At 68.5% G+C, this 16,364-nt stretch carries 13 protein-coding genes; 9 read left to right on the top strand and 4 right to left on the bottom strand.

All coding sequences use genetic code 11. The annotated features are described in order from the left end of the window. The first annotated feature begins 23 nt into the window (after window positions 1-23). The 4 genes from OG943_RS40500 to OG943_RS40485 are packed head-to-tail and all read left to right on the top strand — an operon-like array spanning window position 24 to window position 3,599. Window positions 24-596 carry a YbaB/EbfC family nucleoid-associated protein gene (locus OG943_RS40500; RefSeq protein ID WP_328606185.1) on the top strand — a complete coding sequence of 191 codons (573 nt, stop codon included), beginning with the start codon at window positions 24-26 and terminating at the stop codon, window positions 594-596. Further along, a complete protein-coding gene (locus OG943_RS40495; protein WP_328606184.1) occupies window positions 593-928 on the top strand; it encodes a type VII secretion target in 336 nt (111 codons plus the stop codon). The genes OG943_RS40500 and OG943_RS40495 overlap by 4 nt, the downstream gene beginning before the upstream one ends. A 13-nt stretch (window positions 929-941) precedes the next feature. After that, window positions 942-2,099, top strand: a complete 1,158-nt coding sequence (locus OG943_RS40490; RefSeq protein WP_328606183.1) for a hypothetical protein — start codon at window positions 942-944, stop codon at window positions 2,097-2,099. Next, window positions 2,100-3,599, top strand: a complete 1,500-nt coding sequence (locus OG943_RS40485) for a hypothetical protein (RefSeq protein WP_328606182.1) — start codon at window positions 2,100-2,102, stop codon at window positions 3,597-3,599. It begins immediately after the preceding gene. A 4-nt stretch (window positions 3,600-3,603) separates the two neighbouring features. On the opposite strand, the gene OG943_RS40480 is transcribed toward OG943_RS40485, so the two are convergent. Together OG943_RS40480 and OG943_RS40475 are read right to left on the bottom strand one after the other, a co-directional pair. Then, a complete protein-coding gene (locus tag OG943_RS40480; protein WP_328606181.1) occupies window positions 3,604-4,242 on the bottom strand; it encodes a zinc ribbon domain-containing protein in 639 nt (212 codons plus the stop codon). A 96-nt stretch (window positions 4,243-4,338) separates the two neighbouring features. Continuing rightward, window positions 4,339-4,740 carry an SRPBCC family protein gene (locus OG943_RS40475; RefSeq protein WP_328606180.1) on the bottom strand — a complete coding sequence of 134 codons (402 nt, stop codon included), beginning with the start codon at window positions 4,738-4,740 and terminating at the stop codon, window positions 4,339-4,341. 292 nt (window positions 4,741-5,032) lie between these two features. Here OG943_RS40475 and OG943_RS40470 point away from each other — a divergent pair, with 292 nt between their 5' ends. Continuing rightward, on the top strand, window positions 5,033-6,226 hold the full coding sequence (locus tag OG943_RS40470) for an IS30 family transposase (RefSeq protein WP_442874837.1): 1,194 nt from the start codon (window positions 5,033-5,035) through the stop codon (window positions 6,224-6,226). A gap of 69 nt (window positions 6,227-6,295) precedes the next feature. On the opposite strand, the gene OG943_RS40465 is transcribed toward OG943_RS40470, so the two are convergent. Next, window positions 6,296-10,204 (bottom strand): DNA-directed RNA polymerase subunit beta', encoded by a 3,909-nt coding sequence (locus tag OG943_RS40465; RefSeq protein ID WP_328606179.1) that lies wholly within the window; start codon window positions 10,202-10,204, stop codon window positions 6,296-6,298. A gap of 89 nt (window positions 10,205-10,293) precedes the next feature. Beyond that, window positions 10,294-13,797 (bottom strand): DNA-directed RNA polymerase subunit beta, encoded by a 3,504-nt coding sequence (gene rpoB / locus OG943_RS40460; protein WP_328606178.1) that lies wholly within the window; start codon window positions 13,795-13,797, stop codon window positions 10,294-10,296. Between the two features lie 525 nt (window positions 13,798-14,322). Between rpoB and OG943_RS40455 the strand changes: the two genes are divergently transcribed. From OG943_RS40455 to OG943_RS40440, 4 genes are all read left to right on the top strand, one after another. After that, entirely contained in the window at window positions 14,323-14,979 is a 657-nt protein-coding gene (locus OG943_RS40455; protein ID WP_328606177.1) for a hypothetical protein, read from the top strand. Window positions 14,980-15,117: 138 nt separating this feature from the next. Continuing rightward, the gene (locus OG943_RS40450; protein ID WP_328606176.1) at window positions 15,118-15,702 is read left to right on the top strand and encodes a chorismate mutase; all 585 of its coding nucleotides are present in this window, start codon (window positions 15,118-15,120) and stop codon (window positions 15,700-15,702) included. A 38-nt stretch (window positions 15,703-15,740) separates the two neighbouring features. Continuing rightward, window positions 15,741-16,073 carry a hypothetical protein gene (locus tag OG943_RS40445; protein WP_328606175.1) on the top strand — a complete coding sequence of 111 codons (333 nt, stop codon included), beginning with the start codon at window positions 15,741-15,743 and terminating at the stop codon, window positions 16,071-16,073. After that, window positions 16,070-16,318 (top strand): hypothetical protein, encoded by a 249-nt coding sequence (locus tag OG943_RS40440; protein WP_328606174.1) that lies wholly within the window; start codon window positions 16,070-16,072, stop codon window positions 16,316-16,318. Before OG943_RS40445 ends, OG943_RS40440 begins: the two co-directional genes overlap by 4 nt. The last annotated feature ends 46 nt before the right edge of the window (window positions 16,319-16,364 follow it).

Here is a 16,364-nt window from a genome sequence, read left to right as displayed (position 1 = left end):
TGGGCGAAGAGTTAGGGGGCGCCGTGTCCGCAGAGATGGACCGTCTGGTCGCGGAGTTCGACAAGTTCCAGTCCAAGGTCAAGGCGGCCGAAACCAAGTTCGCGCAGGTCGGCGGGATGCAGGAAGAGCTGGCCGCGCTGGAAGCGCAGGCCGTCTCGGCGGACCGGTCGATCACGGTGGTCGCCGGCCCGAGCGGGTCCGTCAAGGGCATCCGGCTCACCGCCGACGCCATGCGCCAGCAGCCGCAGCAGCTCGCCGACGCCATCCTGGCGACCCTGCACCAGGCCGTCGCCGAGGCCACCCGGCAGCAGGCGGGCATCGTCGACGCGCACGTGGGCGCGGCGTTCAACCTCGACGTCTCCGAGCAGGTTTTCGAGGCGCAGGCCGAAGCGCTGGGAACCACGGCGGCCGAGTTGAAGTCACAACTGCCGGAGGAGGAGCCCGCCCGCCCCGCGCGGGACGAGGAAGAGGACTTCGACCAGGCGAGCGTGCTGCGCAAGGAGGACGACCCGTCAGCCGGTCCGCGGCCGTCCGGCGGGAGTTCGGCCGGGGACCAGTTCCTCCGGAACCTGTTCGACGAGGAGGACCACCGATGACCACCGACGGCAGCGGCCACGCGGTCGATCCCAAGGCACTGCGGACCTACGCCACCGGCCTCGGCCACTACAAGGACGAGGCGGCCAAGTTCGGCAACCTGGTGAACCAGGCCGACGTGACCGACAAGTCGTGGGGCCTGATCGGCCTCGCGGTGAAGCAGACCTACACCAGCAAGCTCGGTGACCTGCGCGAGCTGCTCGAACTGCTGAAGACCGGCGTGGACGCGTACTCCGGCAAGCTCAACCAGGCCGCGGAGATCTACGACGGGCACGAGAAGGACGTCACGATGGTCCTCGGCAAGTACAAGGCCGAGATCGACGGACCGCTCTGAGCAAGGGGGAAGCATGAGCGAGAAGAGCGTCGCCGACGGCATCAAGCTGACGCGGGAAGACAACAGCTTCGGCCACGACGCCATGGAGGCGGCCAAGAAGGCGCCGATCGTCGGCAAGGGGATCGGCACTGTCACCAGCGCCTACAAGAACTTCAGCGGGGCCGACAGCGCCGGAGACGTCGCGCTGGCCAGCGGCGACCTGCTCAAGGACGGCGCCGGCTTCGTCGCCGGGGCCGGCATGGACATGGCGAGCTTCGCGCTCGACCCGGTCGGCTGGCTGGTCAGCAACGGCCTGAACATGCTCCTGGAGCTGGTCCAGCCGATGCAGGACGCCCTGCACTTCGTGACCGGCGACGGCCCCGCGCTGAAGGACGCGGCCGGCAACTTCGGCACGATCGGCGCGGGCTTCGTCAGCCTGGCCGACGACTTCGTCCAGGCCGGCGACGAGGCGCTCAAGGGCTGGGAGGGCAACGGCGGGGAGGCGGCCAAGAAGGCGCTCGGCGATTTCGCCCAGGGCATCAAGGGCATCGGCTCCAGCTCGGCGTCGGTCGCCGAGACGCTGCAGATGTGGTCGATGGTCATGACCGTGATCGAAGAGGTCATCAAGGCCATCATCACCGAGCTGGTCAGCTGGCTGATCTACCTCTGGCTGCCCGCGCTCGCCGCCTCCATCGTGAGCCTCGGTTCGTCGGTCGCCGGCGCGATGGCCGCGTCGGTCGCGAAGGCCGCGAGCGTGTTCGGCAAGATCACCGCCCACCTCGGGAAGCTGGGCAAGCTGCTCGACAAGTTCATGGGCTTCCTGTTGAAGTGGACCGACGACCTGGTCAAGCAGGGTTCGAAGCTCACCGCGGGCGGGACCCGGATCATGCCCGGCGAGGAGAAGGCGATCTCCGGCATGCTCGGCAAGTCCGAAGGCGTCGGCTTCCGGCTGAAGGCGACCGGCGACGTGGCGCTGGAGACGCTCAAGGGCGCCCCGAAGGAAGCGTTCAAGGCGGTCGCCGGCTTCAACCCCGACGACGTGCTCAGCAAGGGCTCGGCCTACGCCGGCAAGGCCGTGCTCGACGGCGCGAGCAAGATGTACGAAACCACCAAGGACGTGTACGCCGCGGGCAAGGCGGACAACGGCGAGTCTGACCAGGAGACCCGCGAGAACCTCGATATGGACCGGTAAATGGACGACCTGCTCGGCCCCTGGTTCGTCGTCGGCGGTTACGCGGCGGGGTTTGCCTTGCTGTGGCTGGCAAACTGGCTCGAGAAGCGCAACGCGGTCGCGGCCGCTGTCGGTTACGCGCTCTGCGGGATCGCGTTTTCCGAGACGTCGCTGTACTGGCTTTCGGCCGGCACCGGCAGCTCTGTGCCGCAGCTGCTGTGGTTCGTCTTCCCGCTGGCCTTCGCGGCGCTGGTGGCCTGGCGGGGCTGGCGGCAACGGACCTGGGCCGGCCGCCTCGACGCGGTCGCGGAACCGACGTTCGGGGTCCTGCCCCATCGCGGGCGCGGCGTGGCCCTCGACCACCCGGATCCCGGGCCCCGGCGCACCGCGGTCGAGTTCGAGCACCAGGGTCACCGGCTGCTGGGCATCGAGTACTCGACCAGCCCGCCCGGCGAGGAGGGGTTCGCCGAGCTGGCCAAGGTGGCCGAGCAGATCGACTCGATTTACGCCGTGGTCGAGCTGCGGATCCCGGTCGTACCGGCGCTGGTGATCTCGCCGAGGACCGGGGCGTTCGAGCCGGAGCACTTCACCCCGCTGGAAGACGCCCGGATCACCCGCAACGGGTTCGGCTGGCTGAGGCCCGACACGGCGTTGGACGATTTCGAGGTCGACGCCGAGTTCGACCGCCGGTTCTCCGTCACCACTTCCGACCCGGAGTTCGCCGCGGCCGTGCTCACCGAAGAGGTCCGCGCGCTGATCATGGGCGGCCTCTGGTTCCGCGTGCACCAGGTCGCGTTCCACGGGGACGCGTTGTGGACCACCGATTCGGGCGGGCTGACCGAGGACCGGATGTTCGGCAACTCCCGCCGGCTCGCCATCCTGGCCGCGGCCGTGCCGGCCCCGGTGTGGGAGGTGTGGGGCGGCGATCCGGCGTTCAGCTCGGTGGCCGCCGGCTCCGATACGGGTTACACCGCCTGGTTCGGCAAGCGCGGTGGCCTCCTGCGCACGCCGGTGAACCGCCGCCGCGAGGCCGCGGACCGGCAGCCGGTGACGTCGGTTTCGCTGACCATGCGCTCGCTGATCGCACTGGGCCTGCTGGTCGGCGGCCTGCTGCCGATCGCCAACTCGGTGACGGCCCTCAGCGGCCTGGCTCCCGAGGCGCGGCTGTCGGTGATCGAATCCTTCGAGGGCCACGTCGACACCACCTGCCGGCGCAACAGCAGCTGCGCCGACAGTGCTCCCCGCGTCCACGGCACGTACGAACTCGGCGGCACCACGCACGAGGTCACCACCGACTGGTACGGCACGCTGCCCGACAAGGACGAGGTCATCGACGTCTCGATCGGCCCGCTGTGGTGGCACCCCGTGCTCGAGAACAACCGCGCGTCGGTGATCACCCTCTTGTACGGCCTGATCCCCCTGGTCCTCGGCGCCGGTCTGGCGAAGGCGACCTACCGGCCGCGGCCGCCGCGCCGCATTCGCAAGCTGCGCAAGCAAAAGCGGGCCACGCCCGTCGGCTGAGGCGTCAGAGCCGGGTGCCGCAGTCCCCGCAGAACATCGCGCCCACCTTGGACTGGCTGCCGCACTCCGTGCAGTGCACGACCGGGGCGAGGGAACCGCCGCAGGAGGCGCAGAACTTGCCGCCGTCGGCCTTGACCCCGCAGCTGGGGCAGGTGAGCTTGGCGCGGGTGTCGAGGTCGACGTCCTGGGTCCAGTCCTTCGTGCGCGCCTTGTCCCAGATCTGGTCGCGCTGCGCCGACGCCTGCGCGCGCGACACCTCCTCGGCGACGCTCGGCGAGCACCGCAGGCACTGGCCGATCTCCTCGTTCCAGCACTGGTCCGAGCACATCCAGTCGCTGCAGCCGCGGCACTGCCGGAAGCTCGGCGTGATCTCCTGGACGGCGGCCGTGAGCGCCTTGTCCTTGGCGGCGGAGTTGGTGGCCTGGTTGTAGCGCCACTGGTCGGCCGAGTAGCTCAGGTCCTGCAGCTTCCCACCGAAGAACGACCCCACGGCCCGCAGCACGCTGCGACCGGTTTCGGCGGTGTCGCGCTGGAAGGCGGAACGGAACCCGTTGCCGCACCGCTCGCAGCGGAACTCGAACTGGTACCCCTGGGTGTTGGAGAGGTCGGAGAAGTTGTCCGTGAAGGGCACCGCGTCAGCCACGGGGAGAATCTACGAATCGGCGGGCGGTCCCGGAGACCGTACAAGTGCCGACAACGGCCCGACTACGGTCCGTTCATCTGAGCCTATATTCGCAGCTCAGTGCGCCTCCAGCAGCTCCTTCAACCGCGCCAGATCACCCTCGAGGACCAGCCCCTGCTCGGCAACGGCGTCCGCCGGCGCGGACTCCGGCAGCAGCAACAGCGTGAAGACGAACTCGGCGCCGTCGCCGTTCGCGAACGTGCGGCTGTGGGCCACGGTGACCGAGCCGTCCCCGGCCGTCAGGTGGAAGTCCACGGTCCCCGCGGCGGCCGCGACCACCGGCGAAAGCTGAAGCGTGCCGCGGCTGGTCTCCGCCACCCACGCTCCTCCGGACGGCGTCACGGACTTCGCGAACCCCGGCGCGTAACGCGGAATCGTCTCCGGGTCCGCGACGAACGCCACCACGTCCGCCGGTCGCGCCGCGATCCCGATCGACCTGGTTACACCTTGTCGCAGCATGGGCTCACCCTAGCCGGGCCCACGAAAGAGCCCCCACCCCGGCGGACCCGGCGGATTCTAGCGATCCCCGCAACACCCTGGATTTCAGGGAGTTGCGGGGATCGTGCTGTCACCGGAGTTGCGGAAGAGGTTCTTCGAGGCGCTGGAGCGGGAGGACGGCAACGTCTCGGTCGCGTCGCGGGCGGTCGGGGTGAACCTGAACACGGCCTTCGGGTGGGTCCGGCGGGCTGGCCTTCGAGGGCGTGGGAGCACCAGCCAGGGTGGTCACCCCGGTCGTGGGGAGTACGACCGGCTGCGCGGAGAAGGGGTCAGCCGTAAGGAGGCCGCCCGGCGTGTCGGGGTCAACGTGCGCACGGCGCAGGACTGGGATCACGGGGTGCGATCAATTGGCCCGACCCGCGTCTATCCCGGCGGGCGCAAGGTGGACTACCGGACGGGCGTGACCACGATGGTCACGGCGACGCAGCCGCCCACGGTGAGGTCCTTGGAGGCCGGGCTGCATCCCCGGTTCCTGACCCTGGTCGAGCGCGAGACGATCGCCGACCTGCACCGTCAGGGCGCTTCGCTGCGGGCGATCGGGCGCGAACTGGGCCGGCCTGCGTCCACGATCAAGCGTGAGATCGACGCTTACGCCGTGGGAGGCGTCTACCGGCCATACCGGGCCCAGCGGGCGTGGGCGAAGAGCCGTGTGCGGCACAAGGCATCCAAGCTGGCTCACGACGGACCGCTGCGGGACTACGTCACCAGCAAGCTGCGGGAGGAGTGGTCGCCTGAGCAGATCTGCCACGCTCTGGTGACCGAGTTCCCGGACGACGAGAGCATACGGGTGAGTACGGAGACGATCTACCAGGCGATCTATGTCCAGGCCCGTGGCGGGCTGCGGCGCGAGGTCGCTACGGCGCTGCGCACTGGGCGCACCAGGCGCAAGCCCCACCGGCGTCCTGATCAGCGCACTCAGCGGTTCGTCGACGAGATGGTGATGATCTCCGACCGTCCCGCCGAGATCGAGGACCGAGCCGTGCCCGGCCACTGGGAAGGTGACCTGATCGTCGGCACCCGCAGCGACAGCGCGATCGTGACCCTGGTCGAGCGCTCCACCCGCTACGTCCTGCTCGGGCACCTGCCCGGCGGACACACCGCCGAGGAAGTCCGCGATGTGCTCGTGCCGTTGATCGGGTCCCTGCCCGAACACCTACGCGGCTCGCTGACCTGGGACCAAGGCTGCGAAATGGCCGCACACAAGCAGTTCACCGTGACCACCGGAGTACCGGTCTACTTCTGCGACCCGCACTCGCCCTGGCAACGCGGATCGAACGAGAACACCAACGGCCTGCTGCGGCAGTACTTCCCCAAGGGCACCGACCTGAGCGTCTACGGATCCGAAGACCTCGAGCACGTCGCCCAGAAACTCAACCGCCGCCCACGCAAAACGCTCGGCTGGAAAACCCCAGCCGAGCGTCTGCGTGATCTACTGACAGCCATCTAGACCATCAGGTGTTGCGAGGACCCCGAGAATCCGCCCCCGGGATGGGGGCTCTTCTCGTCAGCTAGCGGATCAGCGGAAGTCGCGACCGAAGTCGTAGTCGTCCAGCGGAACCGCGGCACCGGTGCCCGAACCGAACACGTCCGGGGTGTAGTAGCCGTCGTCGTAGGACGGGATCGCGTAAGCGGCGACCCGCGCCTCCTCGGTCGGCTGCACCTGGATGTTCCGGTAGCGGTTGATGCCCGTACCGGCCGGGATCAGCTTACCGATGATCACGTTCTCCTTGAGGCCCACGAGCTTGTCCGAGCGGCCGTTGATGGCCGCGTCGGTCAGCACGCGAGTGGTCTCCTGGAACGACGCCGCCGACAGCCACGAGTCCGTGGTGAGCGACGCCTTCGTGATCCCCATCAGCACCGGACGACCCGAAGCCGGCTCGCCGCCCTCGGAAACCGTCGAACGGTTCCACGCCTCGAACTTGGTCCGCTCGGGCAGCTCGCCCGGCAGGAAGTCCGTGGCACCGGAGTCGATGATCGTCACGCGGCGGAGCATCTGCCGCACGATGACCTCGATGTGCTTGTCGTGGATCGACACACCCTGGGCGCGGTACACCTTCTGCACCTCGTCCACGAGGTGCATCTGCGCCTCGCGCGGCCCCATGACCCGCAGGACCTCGTGCGGGTCCGGCGTGCCCTCGAGCAGCTGCTGGCCGACCAGCACGTGGTCGCCGTCGCCCAGCGGGCCGTTCGGGGTGTTGGCGAGCCGCTGCCGCTTGGACAGCTTGTCGAAGACGATCTCCTCCGACCCGTCGTCCGGGATCAGGGTGATCTTCCAGAACCGCTCGCTCTCCTCGATCCGCACGCGGCCGTCGACGTCGGCGATCGGCGCCTTGCCCTTCGGCACCCGGGCCTCGAACAGCTCGGTGACACGGGGCAGACCGGTCGTGATGTCGTCACCGGCGACACCACCCTGGTGGAACGTACGCATCGTCAGCTGCGTGCCCGGCTCACCGATCGACTGGGCCGCGACGATGCCGACGGCCTCGCCGACATCGACGAGCTCGCCCGTCGCCATCGAACGGCCGTAGCAGGTCGCGCACACGCCGACCGCCGACTCGCAGGTGAGCACGGAGCGCACCTTGACCTTGGTGATGCCGCTGGAGATGAGCTTGTCCAGCGCCGGGTCGCCGACGTCGTCACCGGCGTTGAGCACGACGTTGCCCTTGGCGTCCACCGCGTCCGTCGCGAGGTTCCGCGCGTACACACTGGTCTCGACGTGCTGGTCGCGCGCGACCTTGCCGTCGATGTCCTCGCCGATCGGCATGTTGATGCCGCGGGTGGTGCCGCAGTCGACCTCGCGGACGATGACGTCCTGCGAGACGTCCACCAGACGACGGGTCAGGTAACCCGAGTCGGCGGTCCGCAGGGCGGTGTCCGCCAGGCCCTTACGGGCACCGTGCGTCGCGATGAAGTACTCCGCCACCGACAGGCCTTCACGGAAGTTGGCCTTGATCGGACGCGGGATGTACTCGCCCTTCGGGTTCGACACCAGGCCACGCATACCGGCCAGCGACCGGACCTGCGTCATGTTGCCCGCCGCACCCGACTTCACGATGATCGCGATCGGGTTGTCGTCCGGCAGCGCCGTCTCCATGATCTTGTGGACCTCTTCGGTGGCCTGCGTCCACACCTTGACGAGCTCGTTGTTGCGCTCGGTGTGCGACAGCTGACCACGCTGGTACCGCTTCTCGACCTGGTCGGCCTTGCCCTCGTACTCGTCGAGGATGGCCTTCTTGCCGACCGGGGTCAGCACGTCCGAGATGGCCACCGTGACGCCGGAGCGCGTCGCCCAGTAGAAGCCGGCGTCCTTCAGCCGGTCCAGGGTCTGCGCGACCTGCGTCATCGAGTACCGCTCGGCGAGGTCGTTCACGATCGCGGCCTGACGCTTCTTCGGCATCGGCTCGTTGATGAACGGGTAGTCCGCCGGCAGCAGCTCGTTGAACAGCACGCGGCCCAGGGTGGTCTCGGCCAGCCAGACCTTGCCCGGCTCCCAGCCCTTCTCCGCGAGCCGCGCCTCGTCGGCCTTCGCCGGCTGACGGTCGGACACGCGGATCTTGATCGGGGCGTGCAGGCTCAGCGCCTTGAGGTCGTAGGCCATGATGGCCTCGGCCGGCGAGGAGTACGCGCCGCCCGCGCCGTCGGCCTTCTCGTTCAGCCGGGTCAGGTGGTACAGGCCGGTCACCATGTCCAGTCGCGGCATGGCGAGCGGACGGCCCGACGCCGGCGACAGGATGTTGTTCGCCGACAGCATCAGGATCCGGGCCTCGGCCTGCGCCTCGGCCGACAGCGGCAGGTGCACCGCCATCTGGTCACCGTCGAAGTCCGCGTTGAACGCCTCGCAGACCAGCGGGTGCAGCTGGATGGCCTTGCCCTCGACCAGCTGCGGCTCGAAGGCCTGGATGCCCAGGCGGTGCAGGGTCGGCGCCCGGTTCAGCATCACCGGGTGGCCGGTGATGACCTCTTCGAGCACGTCCCACACCTGCGGGCGCGAGCGCTCCACCATCCGCTTGGCGGACTTGATGTTCTGCGCGTGGTTCAGGTCGACCAGCCGCTTCATCACGAACGGCTTGAACAGCTCGAGCGCCATGTCCTTCGGCAGACCGCACTGGTGCAGCTTCAGCTGCGGGCCGACGATGATGACCGAACGGCCCGAGTAGTCCACGCGCTTGCCGAGCAGGTTCTGGCGGAACCGGCCCTGCTTGCCCTTGAGCAGGTCGGACAGCGACTTCAGCGGGCGGTTACCGGGACCGGTCACCGGGCGGCCGCGGCGGCCGTTGTCGAACAGCGCGTCGACGGCCTCCTGCAGCATCCGCTTCTCGTTGTTGACGATGATCTCGGGCGCGCCGAGGTCGATCAGCCGCTTGAGGCGGTTGTTGCGGTTGATCACGCGGCGGTACAGGTCGTTCAGGTCCGACGTGGCGAACCGGCCACCGTCGAGCTGCACCATCGGGCGCAGGTCCGGCGGGATGACCGGGACGGCGTCGAGCACCATGCCGCGCGGGTCGTTGCCGGTCGCCTGGAACGCGGCGACGACCTTGAGCCGCTTCAGCGCGCGGAGCTTCTTCTGCCCCTTGCCGTTGCGGATGGTGTCGCGCAGGTTGTCGGCCTCCGCCGCGACGTCGAACTCGGTGGCCAGCTTCTGGATGGCCTCCGCGCCCATGCCGCCGGTGAAGTACTCGCCGTAGCGGTCGACCAGCTCGCGGTAGAGCAGCTCGTCGGCGATCAGCTGGCGGGTGTCCAGCTTCGTGAAGGTCGTCCAGACCTCCTCGAGGCGGTCCAGCTCGCGGCCGGCGCGGTCGCGCAGCTGGCGCATCTCACGCTCGCCGCCCTCCTTGACCTTGCGGCGCACGTCGGACTTGGCGCCCTCCGCCTCCAGCTCGGCCAGGTCGGCTTCCAGCTTCTGCGCGCGGGCCTCGATGTCCGAGTCACGCTTGGTCTCGAGGTTCTTGCGCTCGACGCCGATCTCGTTCTCGAGGGTCGGCAGGTCGGTGTGGCGCAGTTCGGTGTTCACGCCGGTGATGACGTAAGCAGCGAAGTAGATGATCTTCTCGAGGTCCTTGGGCGCCAGGTCCAGCAGGTAGCCCAGACGGGACGGAACACCCTTGAAGTACCAGATGTGGGTGACCGGAGCGGCCAGCTCGATGTGGCCCATCCGCTCACGGCGCACCTTGGCGCGAGTCACCTCGACGCCGCAGCGCTCACAGATGATGCCCTTGAAGCGGACCCGCTTGTACTTGCCGCAGTAGCACTCCCAGTCCCGGGTCGGGCCGAAGATCTTCTCGCAGAAGAGGCCGTCCTTCTCGGGCTTGAGCGTGCGGTAGTTGATGGTCTCCGGCTTCTTGACCTCGCCGAAGGACCACTGACGGATGTCGTCGGCGGTGGCGAGGCCGATGCGGAGCTCATCGAAGAAATTGACGTCCAGCACGTCTTTGCATCCCCTTGGGGTTGTATCGACAGTAGGGATTGGCGGGCGAGGCGGGGCCCACGGGAGGCAGGCCCCGCCTCAGCTCGCGATCAGTGCACGACGTCGTCCACCGAGGGCGACTCGTTGCGGGACAGGTTGATGCCGAGGTTCGCCGCGGCGCGCTCGAGGTCCTCGTCGTCGGAGTCGCGCATCTCGATCGCCGCACCGTCGCTGGAGAGCACCTCGACGTTCAGGCACAGCGACTGGAGCTCCTTGAGGAGCACCTTGAACGACTCCGGGATGCCCGGCTCGGGGATGTTCTCCCCCTTGACGATCGCCTCGTACACCTTGACGCGGCCGACCACGTCGTCCGACTTGATCGTCAGCAGCTCCTGCAGCGTGTAGGCAGCGCCGTACGCCTGCATCGCCCAGCACTCCATCTCACCGAAGCGCTGGCCACCGAACTGCGCCTTACCACCCAGCGGCTGCTGCGTGATCATCGAGTACGGGCCGGTGGAGCGGGCGTGGATCTTGTCGTCGACCAGGTGGTGCAGCTTCAGGATGTACATGTAGCCGACCGACACCGGGTACGGGTACGGCTCGCCGGAGCGGCCGTCGAGCAGCGTGGCCTTGCCGTTCTCCTTGACCATGCGCTCGCCGTCGCGGTTCGGCTTGGTCGAGCCGAGCAGCCCGGTGAGCTCCTCTTCCTTCGCGCCGTCGAACACCGGGGTGGCGGTGTTCGTGTTCGGCGCGACGTCGTAGAGCTCCTCGTTGAGGTTCGCGGCCCAGCTCGGGTCGCCCTCGATCGTCCAGCCCTGCGAGGCCAGCCAGCCGAGGTGCAGCTCGAGGATCTGGCCGATGTTCATCCGTCGCGGCACACCGTGGGTGTTCAGGATGATGTCGACCGGGGTGCCGTCCTCCATGAACGGCATGTCCTCGACCGGCAGGATCTTGCCGATGACACCCTTGTTGCCGTGCCGGCCGGCGAGCTTGTCGCCCGGCTGGATCTTGCGCTTCTGGGCCACGTAGACGCGGACCAGCTCGTTGACGCCCGGGGGCAGCTCGTCGTCGTCCTCGCGCGAGAACACGCGGATGCCGATGACCTTGCCGGTCTCGCCGTGCGGCACCTTCAGCGAGGTGTCGCGGACTTCGCGGGCCTTCTCGCCGAAGATCGCGCGGAGCAGGCGCTCTTCCGGGGTCAGCTCGGTCTCGCCCTTGGGCGTGACCTTGCCGACCAGGATGTCGCCGTCGCGGACCTCGGCGCCGATGCGGATGATGCCGCGCTCGTCGAGGTCGGCGAGCACCTCCTCGGAGACGTTCGGGATGTCCCGGGTGATCTCCTCGGCGCCCAGCTTGGTGTCGCGGGCGTCGATCTCGTGCTCCTCGATGTGGATCGACGTGAGCACGTCGTCCTGCACCAGGCGCTCGGAGAGGATGATCGCGTCCTCGTAGTTGTGGCCCTCCCACGGCATGACCGCCACGAGCAGGTTCTTGCCCAGCGCCATCTCACCGTTCTCGGTGGACGGGCCGTCGGCGATGACCTGCCCCTGCTCCACCCGGTCGCCCTCGTTGACGATCGGGCGGTGGTTGAAGCAGGTGCCGTGGTTGGAGCGGCGGAACTTGTACAGTCCGTAGCTCTTCCGCGTGCCGTCGTCGTGCATGATCGTGATGATGTCCGCGGACAGCTCCTCGACCACGCCGGCCTGCTCGGCCACGAGCACGTCGCCGGCGTCGACCGCGGCGCGCAGCTCCACGCCGGTGCCCACGTACGGCGCCTGGTTGCGCAGCAGCGGCACCGCCTGACGCTGCATGTTCGCGCCCATCAGCGCGCGGTTCGCGTCGTCGTGCTCGAGGAACGGGATCATCGCCGTCGCGACGGAGACCATCTGCCGCGGCGAGACGTCCATGTAGTCGATGTCGAGCGGGTCGATCAGCTCGACCTCGCCGCCCTTACGGCGACCAAGGACCTTGTTCTCGACGAAGTGGCTGTCCTCGGTCAGCGGCGCGTTGGCCTGCGCCTTGACGAAGCGGTCCTCTTCGTCCGCGGTCAGGTAGTCGACCTGGTCGGTGACCCGGCCCTCGACGACCTTGCGGTACGGCGTCTCGATGAAGCCGAACGGGTTGACCCGCGCGTACGAGCAGAGCGAGCCGATCAGGCCGATGTTCGGGCCTTCCGGCGTCTCGATCGGGCACATGCGGCCGTAGTGCGACGGGTGGACGTCACGGACCTCCATGCCGGCGCGCTCACGGGACAGACCACCGGGGCCGAGCGCCGACAGACGCCGCTTGTGCGTCAGGCCCGACAGCGGGTTGTTCTGGTCCATGAACTGCGACAGCTGCGAGGTGCCGAAGAACTCCTTGATCGCCGCGCCGATCGGGCGGATGTTGATCAGGGTCTGCGGCGTGATCGCCTCGACGTCCTGCGTGGTCATGCGCTCACGCACGACGCGCTCGGTACGGGAGAGGCCGACCCGGATCTGGTTCTGGATCAGCTCGCCGACCGTGCGCAGGCGACGGTTGCCGAAGTGGTCGATGTCGTCGGTCTCGACCGGCACCTCGACGTCGTTCACGCTGGTCATCTTGTCCTCGCCGGCGTGCAGCCGGACCAGGTACTCGATGGCGCTGACGATGTCCTCTTCGGTCAGCGTGCCCGTGTCGTACGGGGTGGTCAGGCCGAGCTTCTTGTTGACCTTGTACCGGCCGACCTTGGCCAGGTCGTAGCGCTTCGGCTTGAAGAACAGGTTCTCCAGCAGCGTCTGCGCGCTCTCCTTGGTGGGGGGCTCGCCCGGGCGCAGCTTGCGGTAGATGTCGAGCAGCGCCTCGTCGGTGCCGGCCGTGTGGTCCTTCTCGAGGGTGGCGAGCAGCGTCTCGGAGAACGAGAAGCGCTCGCGGATCGCCTCGGTGGTCCAGCCGAGCGCCTTCAGCAGCACGGTGACCGGCTGGCGGCGCTTGCGGTCGATGCGGACGCCGACGGTGTCGCGCTTGTCGACGTCGAACTCGAGCCACGCACCGCGGCTCGGGATCACGCGCACGCTGAAGACGTCCTTGTCGGTCGTCTTGTCGACACTGCTGTCGAAGTACACGCCCGGAGAACGCACCAGCTGGGACACGACGACCCGCTCGGTGCCGTTGATGATGAACGTGCCCTTGTCCGTCATCACCGGGAAGTCGCCGAGGAAGACCGTCTGGCTCTTGATCTCGCCGGTGTTGTTGTTGACGAACTCCGCGGTGACGAACAGCGGGGCCGCGTAGGTCATGTCCTTGTCCTTGCACTCCTCGATCGAGGCCTTGACCTCGTCGAAGCGCGGGGCGGAGAAGGACAGCGACATGGAACCGGAGAAGTCCTCGATCGGGGAGATCTCGTTGAGGACCTCCTCCAGGCCGCCGACCGGGCTTTCTTCACCTTCGTTGACGCGGCGCTCGAACCACGCCTCGGCTCCGGTGAACCACTGGAACGACTGAAGCTGCACGTCCAGCAGGTTGGGGGTGTTCAGAGGCTCGCGAATCTTTGCGAAAGAGACTCGCTTGGGTGCGCCGGGGATACCTGTGGACTCCGAGCGAGATACAGCCGAGGTGGTCGCAGCAGTGGCCTGGTTCGCGGGAGAGACTGCCAAGATGCGTCCTTCCGGGGACAATGAGCGGTGAGCAGCCGCGATAGCAACAGCTGTCGCGGACTGTCAAGGGTGCCGTGTGCCCACTACTCTAACTACCGGCTCCGGGCAGCCTGAAAGAGGGCAGCGCAAAGAGCCAGTCTAGCCCGAGCGTCGCGGTCTGTCCAGGGGGCACTCCAGATGGGGCCCAGCCTGCTGCGCAACGCTTCCAGCAACACTTCCGACAATGCCTCCGGCTTACCCGGTTTCGCGCCCCTCCCGCAAGGTTCGCGTTCCCCGGCTGTCGCCGTTGGCAGTAAGCCTGAACCCACGACGCGCGAGAGTCAAGATGCCACACGGGGGTCCCGCCGGTTGGCGCAGCGTTGAACAGGGGGTGCGGAGGGTGACAACCGGGATGATCATCCCGGTTACCCCCGGGTACCTGCGGAATCGGGCCGCGGCGGCCGTTTCGGACAGCCGGAACGGGGCCCGCAAACGGTGTTCTCCGTCACGGCCCCGGCCCCTACGGCGCCGGGCTACGGTCGCTTCGTGGAGCAGACCGAGTGGGACGGCGTGACGAGCCGGGACCGGCACGACCCACGCGACGTGGCCGTCCGCGACCGGCTCGCCGACGCCGCCTCGGCGGCCGACTGGACGACGGTGCTCACGACCCTGGACACGGCGTCGCACCTGGTCAACGCCTCGCGGCTGGGCAGCAGGCGGGGTTACTCGCCGCTGCACCAGGCGGCGTGGCACGGCGCCCCTCGCGACGTCGTCGAGGAACTGCTGGACCTTGGCGCGTGGCGGACGCTGCGGACCGGGCTGTACGGCCAGCGCGCCACCGACGTCGCCGCCGAGCGCGGTCACGGGGAGACCGCGGAGCTGCTGGCGCCGTCCCCGCGCCACGACGTGCCGGAGGACGTCCTGGACGGCCTCAGCGCGCAGCTCCACCTGCTGATCCGGGGCCGGTCCGCGGAACTCGTCGTCCGCCACGAGCTGCGGCTGCCGCAGCTGGGCCCGCTGACCGAGCTGACGCGGCCGCGCCTGTGGTTCCCGATCCCCGGCCAGTACGGCGGTTTCGGCATCGAGCTGACCGGGCACGAACTCTCGGTGACGAGCTGGAACCACGTCGTCGGCGGCTGGGCCCAGCATCACCGGGTGACCACGGACAGCATCCACCTGGTCGAGGCCGGGATGGACCTCTGAGCCCATCGGGAGTCCACTGTGGAGGAATCTGGGCACGAATTCGTGTCCACCCGGCGGGAATTCCGGGGGTCCCGCGTTTCCGCCGCCGGTAAGATCACCCGTGATCCTGGGGTGACCGGCAGCCGGAGGAGAAAACTCGTGTCCGTGCGGAAATCGGTGCGGCGGTTCTCCGCGACCATCGCCGTCGTCCTTGCGGTACTCACCCTCGGAGGCACCAAGGCCATGGCCGCATCCGACAACGCCGCCGGCCGGCTGGGCCCGCTGACCGAGCTGGTGGTCCAGCGGCTCCAGGTGAGCGACCAGGTCGCGGCCGCGAAGTTCGGCACCGGCAAGCCCATCGACGACCCGGTGCGCGAGCGGCAGGAGCTGGCCGAGGTCCGTGAACGGGCCGCCACCCTCGGCATCGACCCGGACCGCACGGTCAGCTTCTTCCAGGACCAGATCGCCGCGAGCAAGGTCGTCCAGCGCGGCCTGTTCGACCGCTGGACCGCGCACCCGGACGAGGCGCCCACCACACGCCCGGACCTGAACGAGATCCGCGCCGAACTCGACCAGCTGACCACCTCGCTGCTGGGGCAACTCGTCGCCACCGACGGGGTTCGGCGGCCGGGGATCACCTGCCGCGTGGAGGTCACGGCGGCCCAGCTGTCGGCCATCGTCGTCGACCGGCTGGATGCCTTGCACCGGAACGCTTTGCGGGTGGCTTCGCGGTCTGTTTGCTGAAAAACGGGCATAGAGAAGACCACTGATCGAGGGCCTGCATGTCACTGGACTACCGCTTCAATCTGGCGACCGCGCTGTCACCGGAAGAGTTCGCCCGCGAGGTGCTCGGCCTCGGGGCCGTTTCAGGAATGTTCGACGGCTCGGTGACGCCAGAACTGATCACCACTGACGGGGCCGTGACCGCGCGCAAAGCTTGGACGCGGGCCTACAAGCACGACGCGATCAACGAGCAGATGGACGACGTCGTCCGCCTCAGTGCGCGGATGCTGGAGCGGCTCTCGGACGATGCGATCCTCACGGGGTTGGACGTGCCGGAGCGGCTGGCAGAGCTGCCGGAGCCGTATCGGCGCGTGACCCACAACTACGGGTGAGCGCCCAGGACGGGCCGGTCGAGCGGGGATCGCTGGTGGAGGGTGAGATGAGTTCCGGGGCAGTTCGAAGCGACCTGGTCGGCTACGTCGGGTTGATCGACCGGTTCGTCGGCCGGGAGATCCACGCCGAGCGATTCGAGACCGACTTCGTGCCGCCGGATGCTCCAACGGACGACCGCGCTCGCGAGGAGGAAGCGCTGCGGGCGCAGGCACGAACCGCCGGAGAGAAGCTTCGCGCTCTTTGAGCCGAAGCTGTGTCCGAGCGCCCCAGCCCTACAGCCGCCGCACCCG

This window comes from Amycolatopsis sp. NBC_00345, from assembly GCF_036116635.1.
Lineage (GTDB): Bacteria > Actinomycetota > Actinomycetes > Mycobacteriales > Pseudonocardiaceae > Amycolatopsis.
This window is presented reverse-complemented; position numbering and strand designations above follow the sequence as displayed.

Excerpts from the sequence above, each read along its gene's own strand:
- OG943_RS40495 (WP_328606184.1), top strand. The coding sequence starts at position 593 with ATGACCACCGACGGCAGCGGCCACGCGGTCGATCCCAAGGCACTGCGG.
- OG943_RS40490 (WP_328606183.1), top strand. The coding sequence starts at position 942 with ATGAGCGAGAAGAGCGTCGCCGACGGCATCAAGCTGACGCGGGAAGAC.
- OG943_RS40485 (WP_328606182.1), top strand. The coding sequence starts at position 2,100 with ATGGACGACCTGCTCGGCCCCTGGTTCGTCGTCGGCGGTTACGCGGCG.
- OG943_RS40475 (WP_328606180.1), bottom strand. The coding sequence starts at position 4,740 with ATGCTGCGACAAGGTGTAACCAGGTCGATCGGGATCGCGGCGCGACCG.
- OG943_RS40445 (WP_328606175.1), top strand. The coding sequence starts at position 15,741 with ATGTCACTGGACTACCGCTTCAATCTGGCGACCGCGCTGTCACCGGAA.